Annotated in this window: 15 protein-coding genes; 5 read left to right on the plus strand and 10 right to left on the minus strand. The window is 38.0% G+C overall.

Features of this window, described 5'->3' with window-relative positions; all coding sequences use genetic code 11:
- Window positions 1-22 precede the first annotated feature (22 nt).
- The 3 genes from KME09_04180 to KME09_04190 all read right to left on the minus strand — a co-directional run bounded on the left by KME09_04180 (window position 23) and on the right by KME09_04190 (window position 9,038).
- A complete protein-coding gene (locus KME09_04180) occupies window positions 23-6,172 on the minus strand; it encodes an AAA family ATPase (protein MBW4533114.1) in 6,150 nt (2,049 codons plus the stop codon).
- Between the two features lie 107 nt (window positions 6,173-6,279).
- The gene (locus KME09_04185; protein MBW4533115.1) at window positions 6,280-8,055 is read right to left on the minus strand and encodes a carotenoid oxygenase family protein; all 1,776 of its coding nucleotides are present in this window, start codon (window positions 8,053-8,055) and stop codon (window positions 6,280-6,282) included.
- A 446-nt stretch (window positions 8,056-8,501) separates the two neighbouring features.
- The gene (locus KME09_04190) at window positions 8,502-9,038 is read right to left on the minus strand and encodes a hypothetical protein (GenBank protein ID MBW4533116.1); all 537 of its coding nucleotides are present in this window, start codon (window positions 9,036-9,038) and stop codon (window positions 8,502-8,504) included.
- A 9-nt stretch (window positions 9,039-9,047) separates the two neighbouring features.
- Here KME09_04190 and KME09_04195 point away from each other — a divergent pair, with 9 nt between their 5' ends.
- Window positions 9,048-9,380: a hypothetical protein gene (locus KME09_04195; GenBank protein MBW4533117.1), complete on the plus strand. Its 333-nt coding sequence runs from the start codon at window positions 9,048-9,050 to the stop codon at window positions 9,378-9,380.
- A gap of 154 nt (window positions 9,381-9,534) precedes the next feature.
- Here the strand turns inward: KME09_04195 and KME09_04200 are convergent, their stop codons facing one another.
- Window positions 9,535-10,023, minus strand: a complete 489-nt coding sequence (locus KME09_04200; GenBank protein MBW4533118.1) for a gluconokinase — start codon at window positions 10,021-10,023, stop codon at window positions 9,535-9,537.
- Window positions 10,024-10,114: 91 nt separating this feature from the next.
- Between KME09_04200 and crtH the strand changes: the two genes are divergently transcribed.
- Both crtH and KME09_04210 read left to right on the plus strand, forming a co-directional pair.
- On the plus strand, window positions 10,115-11,635 hold the full coding sequence (gene crtH / locus KME09_04205; protein MBW4533119.1) for a carotene isomerase: 1,521 nt from the start codon (window positions 10,115-10,117) through the stop codon (window positions 11,633-11,635).
- A gap of 256 nt (window positions 11,636-11,891) precedes the next feature.
- On the plus strand, window positions 11,892-13,400 hold the full coding sequence (locus KME09_04210) for a HAMP domain-containing histidine kinase (GenBank protein ID MBW4533120.1): 1,509 nt from the start codon (window positions 11,892-11,894) through the stop codon (window positions 13,398-13,400).
- A gap of 30 nt (window positions 13,401-13,430) precedes the next feature.
- Here KME09_04210 and KME09_04215 read toward each other — a convergent pair whose 3' ends face one another.
- The 6 genes from KME09_04215 to KME09_04240 form a co-directional block, all read right to left on the minus strand.
- Window positions 13,431-13,613 (minus strand): hypothetical protein, encoded by a 183-nt coding sequence (locus tag KME09_04215; protein ID MBW4533121.1) that lies wholly within the window; start codon window positions 13,611-13,613, stop codon window positions 13,431-13,433.
- A 30-nt stretch (window positions 13,614-13,643) separates the two neighbouring features.
- Window positions 13,644-13,730 (minus strand): hypothetical protein, encoded by an 87-nt coding sequence (locus KME09_04220; GenBank protein MBW4533122.1) that lies wholly within the window; start codon window positions 13,728-13,730, stop codon window positions 13,644-13,646.
- Between the two features lie 233 nt (window positions 13,731-13,963).
- Window positions 13,964-15,214, minus strand: coding sequence for a class A beta-lactamase-related serine hydrolase (locus KME09_04225; protein MBW4533123.1), 1,251 nt, complete (start codon window positions 15,212-15,214; stop codon window positions 13,964-13,966).
- Window positions 15,215-15,228: 14 nt separating this feature from the next.
- A complete protein-coding gene (locus tag KME09_04230) occupies window positions 15,229-16,284 on the minus strand; it encodes an ARC6/PARC6 family protein (GenBank protein ID MBW4533124.1) in 1,056 nt (351 codons plus the stop codon).
- Window positions 16,285-16,522: 238 nt separating this feature from the next.
- Complete coding sequence (locus KME09_04235) at window positions 16,523-17,230, minus strand: hypothetical protein (GenBank protein ID MBW4533125.1); 708 nt, start codon at window positions 17,228-17,230, stop codon at window positions 16,523-16,525.
- Window positions 17,231-17,342: 112 nt separating this feature from the next.
- The gene (locus KME09_04240) at window positions 17,343-18,737 is read right to left on the minus strand and encodes a hypothetical protein (GenBank protein MBW4533126.1); all 1,395 of its coding nucleotides are present in this window, start codon (window positions 18,735-18,737) and stop codon (window positions 17,343-17,345) included.
- 135 nt (window positions 18,738-18,872) lie between these two features.
- Here KME09_04240 and KME09_04245 point away from each other — a divergent pair, with 135 nt between their 5' ends.
- Together KME09_04245 and KME09_04250 are read left to right on the plus strand one after the other, a co-directional pair.
- Window positions 18,873-19,343, plus strand: a complete 471-nt coding sequence (locus KME09_04245) for a hypothetical protein (GenBank protein MBW4533127.1) — start codon at window positions 18,873-18,875, stop codon at window positions 19,341-19,343.
- A 3-nt stretch (window positions 19,344-19,346) separates the two neighbouring features.
- Window positions 19,347-20,834 carry a tubulin-like doman-containing protein gene (locus tag KME09_04250; protein MBW4533128.1) on the plus strand — a complete coding sequence of 496 codons (1,488 nt, stop codon included), beginning with the start codon at window positions 19,347-19,349 and terminating at the stop codon, window positions 20,832-20,834.
- The last annotated feature ends 66 nt before the right edge of the window (window positions 20,835-20,900 follow it).

A 20,900-nucleotide genomic window follows, 5' to 3' on the forward strand; every position in this document is an offset into this window, starting at 1 on the left:
GGAAATAGGAATTTTAATTCAATTAAATAAAGATTGATTGATAAATACGATTTTGGACTTTTAAAATTCCCTGTTGCTTCACGACTAGCCCAGATAACAATAATTCTCTTTCCGCTGAACTATTAACCGCGACAACCTCTGTTTGATGCAAAATTTGGCGATAAAGCTCTAGTAGTTGGACGGACTGTTTACTTTTAAGCAGGCGATCGCGAATAGTTCTTAGATGTTCAGGCTCATCTTGAGATTCCCAATTGGCGATGATCTTGGTTTGCACTAAGTTCTCAATCCAGGCGGCTTCTGTGTTGCTAGGAATAGAAGATGAAGTACTGCGAATCAGTTTACATAGCTTTTGCGTCAAAAAAGGCTGACCACTCGTCCAGGCTAATACTTCTTTTAGCACCGTCTGGGGATTACTTACTTTTTCGCTGAGTCCTTGCAGTAGAGGCTGTGCTTCATGTTCTTTAAAACCCTCTAGTTGGATTGCCTGACCAATATTAAAGGGAGTTGTCTGGATATCGGTCATTAAATCTGAGGGGGTAGCAACGCCAAAAAAAGCAAAGGTTAAACGTTGATACTCTTGATTAAGACTACGCTGGTTATAACAGGAGCGAATTAAAGCAAAAAAGTCATTGACTGGGAAATTCAAGCCCAGGACACTATCAATTTCATCGATAAAAATTACTATTTTTTGTGGCATAGCGGGATCTTGTTGTCCCACCTCAACCAGCAAAACTTCTTCGATAAATTGACTCAACCGCTGCACGGGAGAAATATCTATTCGTTCTTGCCACCAAGTTTTTAGCTTAACCTTTCTGAGTAAACCAAAACTGCGCCATAGTTCGACAGTCAAGCCTTTATACCATTGTTCGGGGGTAATATTTTCGCTCCCAATACGGGTCAGATCGATCGCCCCACAGCTAAATCCTTCATGCTGGAGGTGGTGCATCATGTGTACCATGAGGCTAGATTTGCCCATTTGCCGAGGATTGAGAACATAACAAAACTCTCCCTGTTTTAAAGCCTTGTAAAGACTACGATCTGCCGAGCGCACGACATAGGTAGGAGCATCCATCGGCAAACTTCCCCCTACTTGATAGTCAAAAGTAGCATCTGGTTCGGCATTTTTAAGTAACTCGTTTTCAAACAATAATTCTGCTTGGGTGGCTTTAAGAATTTCTAAAGTTTGAGATAGTTCATAGGTGCGTTCTTGCACTTTTTGTTCTAGGGTGCGGTTAGCCAAAGCTAATTCATCTTTTGCCTGTTGCAAGGCGATGTTCTTGAGTTCAAGTTTATGGGTAAACTGAATGCGTTCCGCTTCTAGGTGTTTACGTTCGCTGATATCGGCAAAAGCGGCGATCGCATATTTAATCTTGCCCGTTTCATCAAAAATTGGGGTGGCAGAAACTTCCAGCGGCATAATTTCATTAGTCAAGTGCAGTTCAAGATCGTCTTTTTTGACCGTTTCACCAGCGAGCGCACGGGCAATGGGCAATTCTGCTACTGGATATAATTGTTCGGTTCCCGCTTGATAGACTCGATAAACTTCTGCTATTTGCTCAGTTGTAATGTGTGCTGGGGCATTGCTTTCATGCGCTAACGTCTTGGCTATTTGATTGGCATAATAAACTTCCCCTGTGAGTTCGTGAACAGATACTCCCACAGGCATCGCTTCTAAAAATTGCGCCAGACGGCTTTGATTTTCCTGTAGCTCGGTGTAGAGTTTGGCATTGGTAATAGCGATCGCTGCTTGGCTGGATAAAACTTGCAGAATTTCTAATCTTTCTTGGGTAAATGCGCCGACGATCAGATTGTTTTCTAAATAGACAATGCCCCGCAGTTTACCTTGATCCATTAGTGGCGTACACAAGAGAGATTTAATCGGATGGGATTTAAGATAAGGATCTTGATTAAAATCACTCTCTCTGGTGGCATTATTTTTTAGTACAGTTTTTTGGGTACGAGCAACATAGTTAATGATTGATGTCGGCAGGCAGCCGCGAATGGGAAGCGACTTAACCACCGTCACCTCATTGGCATCCACCGAACCAGATGCCTCGATTAGCAGTTTCCCCTCGGTTTCTAAAATCAGGCAGCCAATTTGCGCCCCCGCACTCTCAATCAAAATTTTCATTAGTCTGGCGAGTAATTTATCCAAAACTATCTCGCTGGAGATTGCTTGAGATGCTTTGATGATCGTGGCTAAGTCTAAGACTTCTCCTGAACGAGTGTTGGAAGTAGTAGTTCTCAACTTTTCTGTCGTCGAAGTAGTAGGGCCCCAAAGGCTTAAAAACTGTGGGTATTTGGTTTGCAAATCTTCAACCTTGGCGGTTGCTCCCCAAAGAGAATAAAGATACTGTGCTTCATTTAAATAAACTGGGGCAATTTTAACTTTACCCCAGTCTAAATAAAACTTGGCTGCCAGTTCGTTGGCAAAAGCTTCTTCATTGATATATTTATGTTCTCTAGCTTCAGCGATGGCGCGATCGTAAAAATCTATTGCCTCAAGATAGCAGCCTTGAATGCGATATTGTTCTGCTTGGATTAAGTACAACTTGTGCAAATAATTCATGGGGGCATGATCTGCCCACTCCTGCATTTTAGTTTTACGGGCAGCAACTCGGAGCAATATTTGCTGCTGCTGGCAAATTGACACAGAACTGTAAATACCTAAATGGGCTAAAGTATCATAATAATTGAATAGAGGAATAAGTAAGGTTGCTGTTGCTCCATCTAAATACTCTTGGGCTTGATTGGCGTTGGCTACTGCCTGATGGTATTCGCCAAACAGACAACACAGATATAATTTGTTAACGTATAAAGCACAAAGAGCATAGCGATCGTTTGCCGACTGGTGCAGGGGAAGCATTACTTCTTCATCATAAAGTTCCCCCAGCAAACGGTAGGGACTTTGAGAGCAACCCATTAAATTTAAGACAGTTTGACCGTAAATTTTGAGATAATTAAGCGTATTTTGCTGTTTGAGTTTACTAAAAGCGCGATCGTAAGCTGCTATTTCTGCTGCTAATTGAGTAAGTTCTTTGCCGACAAAAGCTGAATGAAACGAATAGATATAGGCGCATGTAGTTCCATAGTATAAGTCGCCCATTTCTAAGCCGATTTGATAGGCAGATTGCAGAGATGCTAATGAGTTTCTGACTGGTTCTTGCCAGATACTAATTGCCGTAGAAAATACAGCGATTATTTTAGGCAATAGTTCTGGTGTGCGTAATTGATCGGCAAGATTTAAAGCCAGCCGTCCAAATCGATAGCCTGTTTCAATTTCACCCACTACACCACAAAGAATTAGCCCATAGTTAACATAAGCAAAAGCAGATAAGGAACTATTTCCCGATTGAATCGATAAATTAACTTGCTTAGACACCAGTATTGGTAGTAGTTGAGGCGCAGCAATAAAGATCGAAGAGAAAATCGAACTAGCTATCTGCATGACAGCTAATTTTTCTGGATCGATCATTTGAGGTAAGTTAATTAAATCCTCAATCTCTTTGCCAGCCAAATTTGTTTGCGTTTTGGCTAGTTCTTGTTGAATGTCTAATAATTGAGGCGACTGGGAAAAGGTAAACTCTAAATTTTCCAGCAGAGTTAGAGCCATTTGAATTGCGGTTAAGTCTTGATTTTGTGCCTGGTAAGCTTCGAGCTGCACTTGATAAACCTTGACTCGATCTAACAAGGTTTGAGCCTGTTGCTGCACCACTGAAGCGAAATGTTCCATCTGCTCAAAATCGCCATTTAAATAGGCTACCTCTGCTGCCTCAGAATAAAGAGCCAGGATCAGATTGTAATTAGTCAACCAGCTTTCATCCGTTAAGAATTCTTGACCGAGCTTGAGATATTTGAGTGCTGCATCATAAGCGTTGGCTGCCTTAGCTTTTTGCCCTGCCAATAAGTTTAGTTGAGCAATTTCAGTGCGCTGTGAGCGATCGCTAATCAGTTGCTGTCCTAGATTAAGATGATCGACAATTTTAAAGATCTTTTCGGCTAACTCCTCGGCTGGAGTATGTGACCAAAGTAAACGACCAATTTGAAGATGAATAGATCGCTTTTGTGCTTCATCAATTAAATTATAAGCTCCTTGTTGAATGCGATCGTGTCCAAATTTATAATTTTGAATTAGTAATCGCTCATCTAATTCTGATAGAGGAATAGTTAAACCTGTATTAATCGTGGGGGTTAAATTTTCAAACAGCGATTCAGCCGATTTGCCACAGATCATCGAGATAGTGTCCAAGTCAAATTCTGCCCCAATGCAGGCTGCTAGACTCAATATCTCTTGAGTAGATTGAGGCAATTTCCGCATTTTGCCGATCATAAACTCGACCAGATTATCGGTACTGCTAATTCTTTCAATTTTTTTAAGATCCCATTGCCAGTATCCTCGATGGTTTTTAGCTTCATTAACAGAATATTGAGCAGGATTAAATACCAGCAAATTATCTGCATAGATGCTTTTGAGAAATTCATTAATAAAAAAAGGATTGCCGTTAGTTTTTTGCCAGACTAATTCGGCAAGCGATCGCACATATTCTCTGGCTTGATTGAGGGTATCGGCAATTAATTGCTCAATCTGATTAATAGCCAAAGGCTTTAAAATAATTTGATTGACTATTGCTCCTTCTCGGCGCAATTTGTCTAGGGTAATGGTCAAGGGATGAATAGCGTTAATCTCATTATGGCGATAGGAGCCGATCAAGAACAGATAGCTAAAATCGGCATCGATCATGATGCGCTCGATCAATTTTAGACTGGCAGAGTCTGCCCACTGTAAATCATCCAAAAAGATCACTAAAGGATGTTTCTCAGAGCAAAAAACCCGAATAAAGTTTTTAAAAACTAAATTAAAGCGATTTTGAGCTGCTGTGGCTGCTAATTCTGATAACGCTGGCTGCTGACCAATAATTAGTTCGACTTCGGGAATAACATTAATGATTAATTGACCATTTAGGCCTAATGCGTTTAAAAGCTTTTTACGCCAGCGATTGAGTCTAAGGGTACTTTCCCCTAAAAGTTGTTTGACTAAATCAGTCAAGGCATCGACTACCGCAGAATAAGGAGTATTGCGCTGAAATTGAGCAAATTTGCCCGAGATAAAATAACCCTGTTTCTCAGTGATGGGTTGATAAAGTTCTTGTACTAAGGTTGTTTTCCCCACGCCAGAATATCCCATAACCAGCATTAGTTCGGTTTGAGAAATTGATGTTGCTGCCACTCGCTCAAATGCTTCTAGTAAAATAGAGATTTCTGACTCTCGACCATAGAGTTTTTGAGAAATATAAAATCTATTAGCTACATCTTGAGTGGCGATCGCAAAATCTGTGATTTTGCCTGTAGTTTCTAGTTGTCTTAAACATTCTGCTAAATCTGCTTGAACACCATCGGCACTTTGATATCCCTCCTCGGAAGTTTTCGCCATCAATTTGAGGATTAACTTAGAAATAACTACAGGAATATCGGGATTAATCTGATGGGGAGGTAATGGTTCTTTTGCTAGATGAGAGTGGATCAACTCTAAAGCATCAGTTGTCTCAAAAGGCAATTGTTTGGTGAGCAGTTCGTAAAAAGTGACCCCCAGAGAATAAAGATCGCTGCGGTAATCTAAACTACGGTTCATTCGCCCCGTTTGTTCGGGGGAAATATAGGCTAAAGTACCCTCAAGCAAATGAGCATCTTTCAGACGTGGATTTTCCTGCTGAAGGATAGTAGCAATGCCAAAATCAATGATTTTGAGTTCTCCTGTGGCGGGGTTCAAGACAATATTGGCTGGATTAATGTCTTTGTGAATAACCTTAGCTGCATGAACCTTACCCAAATTTTCCACAATCTCGATCGCGATCGCCAGAAATTCTCGGAGTGTTAAAGACTTTGACTCAACCCATTTTTTTAAAGATACAGCCCCAAAATCTTCGAGGATAATCACTAAGCTTCTACCATAAGGCTCTAGACCGTAAGCCTTGATTGCCCCCTCAAACTTAAGGCTGCAAATGGTTTTATATTCCTGTCGATAGCGGGCAAGTTCTTGGGAAGTAGGATAGTCTTGTTTTAATACTTTGAGGATCACAGGCTGATTATCTGCACAGTGAATACCCTGATAGACTTCTGAGTTAAAGCTTTCGTAGATTTTGGTGAGAACTTGATAGCCCCGCAAAGTTATCATGATAAATTGTTCAAATAGTTCAGGTAAGGATTAAGTAGCAAGCAGCAACTGACTAGAAGAGATAATTAGGTTGTTAGTTTTTTTCCCTGCGTTTTGATCAAGAAGCCTCAATTTACTTTTCGATTGAGAATATCGCTGGGTCGATTCATTAAGAATTCATACGGTACTTTCAGCGCACTACGTATAGCAGATTGCCATCTATCCACATTGTAATGAGATTGCCTGGGACTAATTTGTTCAAAATACTCTGAATGTAAAGTAAAACCAAAATTGATTGACGGAGGCTGAAGTTTAGCAATCGGCCCTTGACTAAGATGTTCGGCAGCAAATAGCCACACTTCAGAACCTTGAGGGCCTAACACTGTAGCAAAAATAGCTCCTTTATTCTGTTCTTGAGGAATAAATTGAATACTATCAAAAATATACTCATCAGGACAAACATAAAAATCGAGCAGTTCTTTACCTAAATTAAACACAGGAGTATCAGGATTTTGTTCTTGTTCTGTTTTAATCTTCTGGGTAAGTTCCTGCCAATTTTGAGCCAGATCAACTTTCGCTAAAACGGAAGGAAGATCGTGTTTAGGAAGTTGTTCGTCGGTTAAAATTCTATTCACATGGTCACGGAAACTTAGATATTGACGACGGCAGATTAAATCTTGATGGTATCCGCCATAAGCTTGATAGATAGCTGAGTGTCCTTGAGGCGCAAAAAGCTCTCTGGGGTCAGCAGTATACAGCAGCGTGGAAAACCAACCTGGATGGATGAAAGCCTCTTGGCTAATTACTTGAGCAGACTTAGCATCGTTTTTAATTACGACCTTACGCAAGACTCCAGGATCGAAGGCAAACATCCAAGGTATGCCATGATATTCTGAAGTATAGCGATCGCCGCTAAAATGTCTGACATCATCTGGTTTGATTGCATCACTGACACTAATGGTTGCTTGCTGTACGGCAACTAAATTGATTTTATTGTCATCATCGTGTTGATAATTACAGAGAAAGTGGTAACTGTCGCCCTCAAAAGTGATCAGGCGTGATGGAACAGGTTTAAGATCTGGTTGGAGATCTTGGCGGTTGACCAGATAAATTTGCGTTTTGGGATAAGCTTGTAAAGGCGAAACTTTGATGCCCAACAAGGTTGCCACGCCAATCTGAAATGGCATATCGGGAATCATAATCAATTTTTCGGTCACTATTGCTGTATGCGGGCTACCGTCAAGAACCGTCCCTTCTAATTCCCAATGCTTTAAACTGCCTTCCCCATCCCAACTGGTGATATAAACCGCACTCACCATATCGGTAAATAATTTTCCTGGACGGAGTTGCGACTTTAATTCGCAGGTAATTAGCTCATGGGTATTAGGATCGTAAAAAGGATGAGCTGTATTTGCCACCAAGGGAAAAAGGGATAGGGGAATAGAAACAATATGTTCGTCAAAGTAGCCTATTGGGGTGATAGTTTCGAGGCTGATGGGATCTACCTCCCAATAACGCCCTGCATCTGCGGTCATAATTGGTCTACCATCGAAATTAACAATGCCTGTATTAGCAATCTCTGCGATACCAATTAGACCAAGCCTGGCAGGAAAAAAAGCTTCGGGTAAAATTTCGCTAATTGGCGATTGTATTGAGTGCCAAAAACTATCCCAAGTAGTTAATTTTTGACGCCGAACTTGGATTTTTCCTCCTTGTGGCTGGAGATCGCACCTGATAATTACCCCTTCTCCAGCAAATAAATGGCGATCGCTTCTACGGTGATAAGGAGCAACAATAAAAATATGACCCGATAAGTTATCTGGCCAATCTCCTTCAATCTTAATCTCTTCACACAAACTATCAGAATCGGTAAAATTACGAAATTTGTTAACATCAACTGACATAACAGATACTCCTGAAATCTCGGAAATTTAAGCTATGAGAAACTTTATTGATGCTGATCAAATATGTGCATCATGTTGTATTTATGCTGTTTGTCAATTTGCCACTAGATTAATATTTCTATTTAAGGTTTAGAAATTTTATTTTAATTTTGCTTTTGCACTAGCGATCTCATAAAACTCATCTAAAAACTCATCCTAAATCTACAAAGCAGTACCAACTAAAGGTAGAACTGTATAACTTTTCTATGGTCATTAGGCGATCGCCAAAAAAACTAAGACTAAAGGTTTTCTTTAAATTGAATACATTACTCTTGAGTGGGAGAGCATGATGGTAAAATGTCCTTATTTGCCCTGATATAAGATCGCTAGCAAAATAAGCTCTCGACGGGATTTGAACCCGTGATAGAACTCTTGTCAACAGCTATAGCGTACTCTCAAAGACTTACTCACTTATTCAGTTTTGCCCTGTGCTGTTCAATAATTAACTTAGCAGAAGTTAATTTAGATTTTATTTCCCGTAGCTGTGCCTCCTCCTCTGTTTCCTGGTCAATAGCATCCAAATCTTCTCTTAGGTCTTGTACAGCGTCCCAGAGATTCCTGTTTTCTATCTCATAGGTTTGCATCCTTTCTTGAAATTCGTAGGTTGTAGATTCAAGTGCTGCTATTCTTCTATCTTGAGCTTCTATATCAGTCCTCATCGTTTCGATGATTACTAAGGCTTCATCTAATTGGGTTGTCACTAGATTCAAAGCAGTAGTTAGCTCTACTTTGGTCTCTACTAATTCAGTCTCTAGTTGGTCTATTTCTTGAACTGCTTCAGCATTCTGTATCTGTAGCTGATAGATTGTTTGATTAGCATCCTCTAACCTATTGTAGATGTCTGAGGTCTGATTATTTAACTGAGAAATATCACTTTGAGCAATTGTAATTTGCTTTTGAATCTGGGTACATACCTGGTAGTTGTTTAATAACTTATTAAACAACTTAGAAAGATGCTCTTACCCTTGTTCTTTTTCTCTCAAATTTTTGATTTGTTCGTAGCTCATGTTTTTATTCGCGATCGCGTCATTACCCTACTTTTCTCATTTTCTCTCGATTCATGCAAGAGGTCTAATCTGATTGAATCCCCAGTAGCACTGTGTGATTGGTTAGAGTCATACTTTGGCTTTCCTGTAGAGTTACAGCAGAATCTCAGCATGGGTTTTCCTGATGATACAATCTCCCCTGGAGCAACTATAGTTAGTACTGCCACCCTAGAAGCGATCGCCTCTTGGTATCCTGAACTAGACACCGCGGATATTCGTCGGCGTTTTCGTGCCAATTAAAATTGGCGATCAAATAACGATTTCTTAATCGTCAGGGCAAAATACTATCAAATACGTTTGTTACGCTAATAGGCGATCAATTTACCACTTTAATCTAAAAAAATCTGCGTTAATTGTTATCATCCCTCAGTAATCAGTAATCAGTAATCAGTAATCAGTAATCAGTAATCTTCTGCAAAATCTCTTCCACCATTGCTCCAGGATTAAGAGCGACATCGATTGTTAAGGCATCTTGCGGTTCTTCTAAGGTGTCAAATTGACTGCGAAGCAGATTAGGATTCATAAAATGTCCTGTACGCTGTTGAACCCTGTTTTGAATACAGTCATAATCACCTTTAAGATAGATAAAAACAACCTCAGAACTTCCTCCTTGCAGAATTTGACGATATTGCGCTTTGAGAGCAGAACAAGCTAATATACCCTGTTTCTTGCTATCTAGAACGTGAGCGATTAACTGCTGAAGTTCTTTCAACCAAGGTAGGCGATCGCTATCTGTTAAAGCAATACCACGATTCAGTTTGTCAAGATTGGCTGGAGAATGAAAATCATCAGCATCATAAAAATCCCAGCCAGTGCGATCGCTTAGCAGTTTGCCAATAGTTGATTTTCCTGTGCCTGAAACTCCCATGATCACGTAAAACATACACTTAAAACCTAACTTTGACGGTAAACTATATATCTAAACATTGCTTAATTTTCTTTCAGCATTTTTTCAGCATCTTTTTAATTAATTTATGAATGCGATGACAATAACACCTACTACAACATCTTATGACGTGGTAGTTATAGGTTCTGGTATTGGTGGTTTGGTAACGGCTACTCAACTAGCAGCCAAAGGAGCGAAAGTACTAGTTTTGGAACGTTATTTGATTCCAGGTGGTAGTGGTGGTTATTTTGAGCGTGGCGAGTACCGCTTTGATGTGGGAGCATCAATGATTTTTGGTTTTGGGGACAAGGGGACAACCAACCTTTTGACTCGTGCTTTAGCAGCAGTGGATATGAAAATTGAAACTTTTGCCGACCCCGTGCAGATTCATTACCATTTGCCCGATGGCTTGGAACTCAAGGTTCATCGCGATTATGAAGCATTTCTTCAGGAGTTGATTGCCATCTTTCCCCATGAAGAACAGGGAATTCGGGCATTCTATGGCAAATGTTGGGAAGTATTCAACTATCTTAATTCAATGGAGTTGCTTTCCTTAGAAGAACCTCGCTATCTAATGCGAGTATTTTTCCAAAAGCCTTTTTCCTGCCTAGGTTTAGCTAAATATTTACCCCTGAACGTTGGCGATCTTGCCCGCAAGCATATTAAAGACCCCAAGCTGTTGCAATTTATTGATATGGAGTGTTATCTCTGGTCAGTCGTACCTGCTGATAAAACTCCGATGATTAATGCGGGAATGGTATTTAGCGATCGCCATTACGGAGGTATCAATTATCCTAAAGGTGGTGTGGGGCAAATTGCGCAAAAACTCGCTGATGGTTTAATTCAGGCTGGGGGGGAGATTAAGTACAAAGCCAGAGTTACCGAAATTATGTTAGAAAATGGTCGAGCTGTTGGAGTTAAGCTTGCCGACAACAGCGAATATCGGGCTAAAAAAGTAGTTTCTAATGCGACACGCTGGGACACCTTTGGTAAATTAATTCCCCCTGAGCATACTCCTAAAAAAGAAATTAAATGGCAGCAAAGATATCAAAAATCTCCTAGCTTCCTCAGTTTGCATTTAGGAGTTGCCGCTAACGTATTGCCTAAAGGAACAGACTGTCATCATATTCTGTTAGAAAGCTGGGACAAAATGGAATCAAACGAAGGCACGATTTTTGTCTCGATTCCTACTTTGCTCGACCCTAGTTTGGCGCCTCCAGGCTATCACATCATTCACACCTTTACCCCAAGCTGGATAGAAGATTGGCAAGGACTATCACCTCAAGAGTATCAAGAGAAAAAAGAGGTGGCAGCAACTAAACTAATTCAGCGTCTAGAAGCAATTTTCCCTGGACTTGCTGCGGGTTTAGATTACCAAGAAGTGGGTACTCCCCGCACTCATCGTCGCTTTTTAGGTAGAGAAGATGGTACTTATGGCCCAGTTCCCAGCCGTAAATTGGCTGGCTTGTTAGGAATGCCTTTCAATCGCACCAGTATCCCTGGACTGTATTGCGTGGGTGACAGTACTTTTCCTGGTCAAGGTTTAAACGCCGTTGCTTTCTCTGGCATGAGTTGTGGGCATCGTGTGGCAGTAGACTTGGGGCTATAAAAGTGACTATTGGCTTAGAGCTTAGAGCTGCGGACGCTACCGCGTCCCAGTCGTCTTACGACGATCTGCGCTACGCGCTGCGCTTAGAGCTAGGAGCAAAGCTCCTTTATCGGCGATTGCGACTTTGATCGTTCGGTTTTACTGATTGGTAAAGCGAAAAATAACAGATACTATCGATACAGATTAGAAGTATCACTGGGATTATTTTGCCCAGATACTACTGACAATAAGAGGCTAAGTGGAGGTAGATACTAAAGTGCAAAACTGGTTGCTACAGAATTTAAGCGATGTACTTAATCGAGAATTAGAATTACAGCTTGGTACAGCTCAAACTGCCTCCTATTCAGATGTTGAGCAGATAAGTGAGAAAAAGTCGCAAAAATATTACAGTCACAAATATCACTTGGCAGAGTTAAATGCCGAAAGAGAATGGCACGGAGCGATCGCTTCTGTCGAAGAATTACTCTTGTCTGAAATCAATGGCAACCAGCAGCCAGAATCAACTAAATCAGGTCTAGTTTTTTCTGCTCCTGTACCTTTATTTAGTAAATTAGAACTAGTATCAAGCTTTCAGTCAGCAATATTTACCCCTAATGCTTTTAAGGTAAATGCGCTGATGCCCTGTCGCCATGCGACTGAACATATAGTTAGACAAGACACTACGCCAGTCATAGAGCTACCTCTAATTCCTCAAGATCCCATCGCTCAAGAACAATTTTGCTTAGTACTGACTGCTAACTTTGGTCTAATTTTGGTTTTAGGCACAGATGCAGAAGGTAATCCTAAATTTCATTTTTCTTTCGACCCTGTTACTTTGGGGAAAGTGTGGACTACGTTGCGATCGCGTTTAGTAATTACCAAATATCATAATTTAGCTGAATTAGATCGTTTAATCGAGCAATTTGCACCTCCTACTCCAGATTATCAATTAGTAACTAGCTTTAGTCGCCGTTTATTACATCACATACCCGCTCTAGAGTATTTATCAGCTAATTCTCGTCAAGTTGAAACAGTGGCAGCAGTTGCTGAATCAGCAGGAGCAGTTTTTCCAGGTAATGGTGCTACCAGTTGCGTGGAAATGGAGCTATTACAAGCGCTGACACACGAAGTTCGGACTCCTTTAACCACGATTCGTACTTTAACGAAACTACTCTTAAAACGTAAACAAGACTTTAAACCCAACGTAATTCAAAGATTACAAACCATCGATCGCGAATGTACCGAACAGATCGAGCGCATGGAACTGATTTTTCGCGCTGCGGAATTAGAATCTACGCCTCTTAACGCCAAGCCAGTAGAGCTAGTTGCCTTTTCTTTAGAACAAGTGTTTCAGCAAAGTATTCCTCGTTGGCAGGAAAAAGCTAAACGACGTAATGTAGAGCTGGATTTTACTCTGCCTTCTAGCTTACCTAGAATAATTAGCGATCCTGGGATGTTAGATACAGTTTTAACGGGACTGATGGAAAGCTGTACTCGTAGTTTGCCCACAGGAGGACACATTGATGTGAAGGTTTCGACAGCTGGAAATCAGCTTAAGTTACAGGTGCTTTCTCAAGCTAGCAACACTGATAATCCTTTTAAATCTTTAGGACAGTTACTCACCTTTCAGCCAGCAACAGGTTGTCTTAGCCTTAATTTAGATGCCACTAAAAATATCTTTCAGGCTTTGGGAGGTAAACTTACTGTAAGACAACGACAAGAGCAGGGTAAAGAGCTAACTATTTTCCTTCCTTTAGGCAATTCATATCAAACCTCAAAGGTGTAAGAGTATTCCAATAAAAAAAAGAGCTAAAAATCAAGTAGAAGAGCTAAAGATTTCAACAAACCATTTTTTCAAGTTTGGTAAACGTTGAATCTGTTGTTCAACTTCTGCCATGGCAACTTTTGTCAGTTTGACCCCTGTTTGATCAAGCTTGTTAATCAAAGTAACCACTGGATTTTTTTCCTTAAAGGTTAGGGTTGAAGCGAACTGTAGCACAGTATCTACACTATCTAATAAGCTGCCACTTCAATGCTGTTCGAGCCAGCTTTTGGCTCGCTCAACAGGGTTATATTTACTGTGGTAGGGCGGATAATCAGCTAGTTGAATTGTCAGTTGAAACTTCTTCTTCGGTAGTAAATTTGCCCAGTCCTATTCTGAGCAAGCCTTCAATTGATTCCTTAGATCAATTCATCGCCCTTAAAACATGGTGGGGTGCTGCTGATCCAGTGGAAATTGCCAAGCGATCGCGCTTATCTCGGAAAAAGCGCGGGCAATATCTGTGTAAGTTCAATCATACAACGTTTTGATAAACTTTTTGAAGTCGAGAATTAGATCGCCAAGATATTTTAGTTCATATTGTTTCGCACTTTCATATCATTGAAAACAAGTCGTGACATTTCAGGAAAAATATTCCAGTCATGAGCATAACTACGATCTTCTGCAAAAATTGTTAATATGTACTCTGTTTTTTGATCGGCAGTAGCTATATATGCGGTTTCTCCTCTTGATTCTGAAGTCCACCCTGCTTTGGCTGCAAAATAGATATCGTCTGGCAAAGATTGACTAAAAAAACCGCGTACATTGTTAAATATATTTGGGTCTTTATCAACTCTACTTTTAATTCTAGTAGTAGCATCAATAGCTAATAAATTTAGCATTTTAGAGCTTTTATCCGAAGAAACTGCTTGTCGTTTGACAATTTCATACATTAGTCGAGAAGTTTGTTTGGTGGTTATCTTATTACGAATCGGGTTATCTTTATTTTCTCTCATCTGTAATTCTCTTCCTTGTGGTGAATAAAGTTTGAGGTAGGGAATAGGAAAAGTTTTCTGACTAATATTTAAATCTTCATATCCCGCATCGATAAAAAAGCGATTGGTTTGCTTCCTTTTATTTAACCAAAGCTCAAGCTCTTTAGTGTTTAGATTTGAACCAGATTGAGTATCACTAATTCGATCTAAAATGCGACTAGCAGCTTCGTTATCTGACTTTTTCATCATTTTGTGCAAGTCTAAGCTCAGTTGTTCATCTTCAATCAAATTTTTCTCTTGTAATTGAGCTTGAAGCATAACTAACCAATAAAGTTTCACAACGCTTGCAGGATATCTAGGTTTTTCTTGTTGATACGAAGCTTCTTCACCAGTTTTCAGATCGATTAATGTAACTGATAAAGAAGTGGTTGGCAAACCTTTCTTTGAAGCCAAATTTATAACTCGATCTACTATTTTTTGTAAATCTTGACTTTGACGTATATTTGGGTTAACTTTTACATTGTAAACTAGCTTTTGCCTCGGTGTTAATCGAGTCTCAGGCAAAGAAGTAGGATACGTTGTGGACGCTTTTTCTATTTGATTATCATGTAAGTTTGAATCACTATTAATTAAACTTTTAGTAATGATATTTTTTGATATTTCTTTAGCGCTTAAATTTCCCGGTGGTTGATGATTTAATTTAGCTATTTGCCAAATACCAATCATTATTAATGTAGTTAGTATAGATATAGATCCTATTTTAAACAAATAAAATAGGTCAAATAAACAAAGATCTTTTTCTAAATAACTTTGATTTTTTGTAGAGAACTGAGATTTATTTTTCATATAATTTACCTCAGCTATTTAATTTTTTTTATGGTTTGGTAATCAGCTATTTTCCACTGTCCATTTTCAGACTCAAGATCATAGCGTACTAATCTGGTATCGAAACCACTAGCATTACGATCTATATTGCCGTATTGATTATAAAGAGTACGTTGTTCTGTCACAATTACTTCAATAGTGGCGTAATCCTCGTTCACAGCAAAATTTTCTACTGAGTCAATACTTTGAAGATCATAGATATAGTAAGAGGCATTATCTTGCAGCCAAGCAACCGATCCTTCAGGACTGCCTATATTATCGTAATAAGCTTTGCCAGTGAGCAATTCAGCCCCTAATTCTCTATTAAACGGCGGAGCAAATATTTGACTTTTGGCATCTAACCATCTTGCTAGTAAGTTAACAGCTTCTTGTTGAGTAAATGATGGAATTGACTGAGAAGCGTTTTCTATTTCAAGGTTTGATAAAGATAAATCTGTTTGTTGATAAGTTTCTGTGGATGGGAGAGATTCATCTGATGATTTTTCTACTTCTATAGATTCAGAAGTTTGTTGTTCGATATTGCTTGCTGTTTGATTTGCTTGGTGACCATTTATTATTAAACCTAAGAAAATAAAGAATCCAATCATACCACCAATAATCCAAGCTGTTCCTGATTGTTTTGAGTTGTTGGATGGAGGATTAATTGGAGTAACATCAGAATTCTTTTCACTCTGGTTTGTATTAATAACTTGGCTATCTTCTCTTTGTTTACTCAGATTAATTTCTGGCTCTACTGCCATAGAGATATCGACTACAGAAGCGGTATGCTCTACTTGTTTGTCTTGTGTAGATTTTCTTTTATCTACTAACTCATTACTATTTAATGTAAACTCAGATTTGAGAGATTCAAGTTCTTGCTGTTCTTGTTCGAGTTGTTCTATCTGACTTTTAGAACGTTCAAGCTTTCTAATTTCTCTTTCTAATTGTTTTTTTTGCTCGCTCCGCTCAATTGGATCTGAGATCTTGATATCTATTTCTTCTAACTGCTTCTCCAGCAATTGAATATCTCTTTTTAGTTTAGAACTTGACATAATATATAAGCCTATAAATATAAATAATTTATATTTAAAACTCTATTATTACCAATTAACTGAGATCTTAAAGAGATACAAATCACAATCCAAAAAGATGGCGATCGCTTTTTCTAGTTGTTGTTTGTTTTTAAATAGCCAATTGTTTACATAATTGTCCAAAATTCAATAATTAGAATTAATAATTCATCCAGCGAATAACTTTATAAGGTTAATTTGAAAAAATGATTTTATACTTTTATACTATTTTAAGCTTAACCTTACTTTTCGATTTACTAATTGCAATTCCATTATCAATAGCTGATATCCAAGGAGCAGCTACTAAAGTACTTTCATCAGAAATGAAAATAGTAGCAGATACCATTGCAATAAATAAGATACATAATGGTTTCCACCTTCTTGTATATACGTAAGGAAAAATGAATCCAAATAAAGCAAATATACTTGATATCCAAATTGCTCTTTTGGATAAATAAATTAGATGAGTTGTCTGGGGATTATTTACACTTTCGGGTAATTCTCTTGAATTTACCAAAAAAATAGAATCATCTGAAACTAAAGTATAAGAATCATTAGTCCAGTCTTCGGAGCTTTGATTGACTGGTAGATCCCAATCATTTAGAACTTGGTTATTAATATTATCTTGTCTTACTTCAGATTTTATTTTCTCGGTTACTGAATTTTGTTCTTGTAAATGTTGACTATCTTGTTGTTTATTAGTTTCTTGTTCATGAGTTATCAAAAAATCAGTTTTTAAAGATTCAAGTTCTTGCTGTTCTTGCTGTAATTTCTCGAAATTATTTTTTGTTCTAGTAAGCTTTTTGATTTGCTTTTGTAATTCTATTTTACGTTCATTACGTTCAATGGAGTCAGTAATACTAGTATCTATCTCTTGTAATTTTTCCTCCAACAATTTTATCTTGTTCTCTATTTTAGAATTCAACATGATCTGACTAGTATATAAAAATTATATTTAAGACTCTATTATCGCCATTGAATAAATATAATATGAAGATATAAATCACAAGTTGAAAAGATAGCGATCACGCTTAAATTGATTAATCTTTTTGGATGGCATAACATAAACGTCCAATAGTTAAAGTAGACTCATCCATTGAGTTTAAAGTAATATTTTTTAGGCTATTCATAAAGCCGTATAAATTACTAGTTTTTGAACCATCACTACCACTATTGAGATTCCACTCACTCCACCATTCAGGTTTTTGCAAGTCCTTAGCCACAACATCGACTGCAAAATAATAAATATTGGATTCGGGAAAGTTATTTGGATTTATGCTGGTAGTAAATTCAATTTGATTGTCATTAATTTGCCAATCTTTAAAATTCAAAGCTTTTTCAGCAGCAGGCGCTTGTTTAAACTGTTGTTTATTAAATTTATCAAACGCACTGACATTTGTGGCGATTTTTAAATCATGAGGATCGGCTGATAAAGTATGATTAATTTGTTTGAGGGGAAGTTGATATTTTATTTCTAAAGAATCAGTATTTTTATTCTTAATTTCTAATAATTCTATTGGTTGATTATTCTTCTCTACCGATACATCTCCATTATGTAATAAGTTGGGTGCTGCTAAATCTGATGATAAGTTAAGTGGAGAATTGAGATAAGATACATCTGCAACTAAATTATGTGGCGAAAAAATTAAGAACTGACTGCGATCGCTTAAATCTCCTTGTTCTTTGGCTAACTTATCAAAGTAATTAGCAATATCCTGATGGTGACCTAGAAATAGTACATAAAAAGGTCGATACTGCTTGCTAGTTTTCCCTTCAGTGTTGTAGTTAAACTTTTTATCGGCATCACTGGCAGAATAAACAGTGCCATTAAATTCGCTTTTTACTGCCCAAATACCTACGGCATAATTTTCAGCTTGATTATTAAAATAATTTTCTTTGATTTTATTAGCAATCAAATTAACATCACCATCATTTTGATCTAGATCCGTAACTATCACAGTCAGGCGATCGCTATTTTTAGGTTTAGTAATTAGAGAACCCAAATCACTAGAAACAGCAGGAAAATTGGATTTCTTCCCATCATAAAATTCTGATTTGTGCGCTTTATTAAATTCAGAACGAGTTAGTTCTTTTGCTTGATGTTGATGATCTCCAGAACGATAGTATTTAACAGTAGCTTTAGAACGACTACCACTTAAACCTAAAGTACTATCTAATAATTTTAAGGCTTGGATATAAGAACTATTTTCTTGATTTATATAGCCCAACATTGAGCCAGAACCATCAACATTAAAATCAATAGCTAAAGGATTAGTTAGTTCAGTTTTTTGCTTAACTCGCTCCAATTCACAATGTAAATTGGCATGATCGTCATTTACTAATGTTCCTTCTGGCTCTCCTTTAGCAACCGCAACACAGCCAGACAACATGGCTAGAATAGCTAAATAAATAATATTTCTGTTAGATATAAACATAATTGTAGTTAAAAATAAATTGTTTAATTTTGCCTAAATTTCAGTATTAATACACATAAATATGACATTTTCAATTAAAACTTTATGAGTTACATTGTAATTAACTAATATTTATTATGACAATAAGCTAAATATATGAAATCAGGAGAAATAACTAGACTAATAATTTGTCTAATTATTGGTGCATTAATAATTTTTCTCGGTCAGCCAAAAATTTATGATTTAAGAATAGTTAGAATTACTGATATTCCCGATCTTAAAGAATGGATTGGTAGTTATTATATGAACCAAGCTAGTATTGTTTTTGCAATATCTTTAATTTCTGTCATTTTCTGGTCTGTTTCTGCTATTCGTTCCAAAGCTAACGGCAGCGAATTAAAAACCTGGCAAGGTATTTGGTATGCACTTTTATTTGTTAATGTTCTAAGTATTTTTATTGCTATTTATCTTAATAAGATTAGCGATGATGCCCTACTTTCATCAATATTTTTCTTACTATTTGATGTAATTTGGATTTTCTGGCTAGGAACTGCTTTAAGTTCACCTAATTTGTTTATGTATTTACCCCCAGGTTCAGGCACAATACGCAGAGTTTTTGGAGATTAAAAAATGACTATTTATTTAATTGGTATTGGTGGCAGTGGGGCAAAATGTGTAGAATCGGTAGTGCATCTAGCATCAGTCGGTTTATTTCCGCAAGAGCCAATCAAAGTCTTATTTATAGATGCCGATGAAAGCAATGGCAATGTTGAAAGAGCGAGAAATAGTTTAAATATTCAAACTGCATGTCAACGAATATTGTCGGCGATTGATAAACAGCAGTGTCCTTGGATGCAGACATCAATTAAATCTTTCGATCTGTGGTCGCCATTTGCTAAAAATAGCTTAAACAAAGAATTAAGTGCGTTTTTTAACTACAACAACATTAAGCAAAGCGAGCCGGCCTTAGCTAATCTATTTGATGTTCTCTATACTGATACAGAAAAACAAGAAAATTTAGACGTAGGTTTTCGTGGTAGACCTGCTATTGGTGCTGCGGTGATGAGTCAAGTAGACTTAAATCGCTTAGATGAAGAACCCTGGGGGACTTTTATCGAGCAAATTAGAGCGGATGTCAACGAAGGGAAACAACCAAAAGTGTTGTTGTGTGGTTCGATCTTTGGTGGTACTGGCGCATCAGGATTACCTACTATTGCTCGCTTGATTGCTAACAAATTAAACGACATCAAAATTAGAGAGCGAGTCAAGATTGGTTCTGTTTTTATTCTGCCTTATTTTGGCTTTACTGCTCCTGCGGGAGAAAGTGAAAACGGCATTTATGCTCAGTCGGATAAGTTTTTGCTCAATACAGAAGCAGCACTGCGCTACTATGTCACCCAAGCTCAAGGCATTTTTGATACCGTCTATTTATTAGGTAACGAGAATTTAGCCAGAGTAAATTTCAGCATTGGTAAAAATACCCAGTGTAATCAACCTCATTTTATTGAATTATATGCTGGTCTTGCTGCCAGACATTTTCTAACGGAAACTCATCCCCAAGAAGAAACAATTGTCTTGTTGTCTCGTTCTCGATCGCAATATATCAATTGGGATGACATTCCCGATGGCCACAACGTCCAAAAGATTTTAGGTAGTACGACTAGATTTGCCTATACTTGGCTAGCAGAAATTGCTCCAGAATTAACCAGTGCCAAACAAGAAGGATTTAAAAGTTATATCAGATTTGCTCCTTGGTTGAGTAGATTCTATGATACCGATCCTAAGAAACCACTCCAGTTTGACAGTGACCAACAGCAAAATGCGATCGCCACAATTAATAACTGGTGTAAAGACTATTTACGCTGGTTACAAGAAATTCATCAATGTGAAAGCGATCGAGTTGAATTATTTAAACACAGCATTTTTGCCCAAGTCAATAATCTTCAGGGAACTAAATTACAAGATTTGATCCTGGGAGATAACCGCGATGCCAAAACCAGACAACGCAACGATGAACCAACCAGAATTAAAAACAATCTCCATCCCAAAAATATTCAAGGCAATAATAACGGCACGGTGGGATTAGCTCAAGCTGTATATCAAGCTTGTCAGCTTTAGACGTTGTTATTTGTAGCTCTTAGCTTTTAGCTTTTAGCTAACCCTATTAATAAATGTAGGTTGGGT

The sequence above is a fragment of the Pleurocapsa minor HA4230-MV1 genome (assembly GCA_019359095.1).
Taxonomy (GTDB): Bacteria; Cyanobacteriota; Cyanobacteriia; order Cyanobacteriales; family Xenococcaceae; genus Waterburya; species Waterburya minor.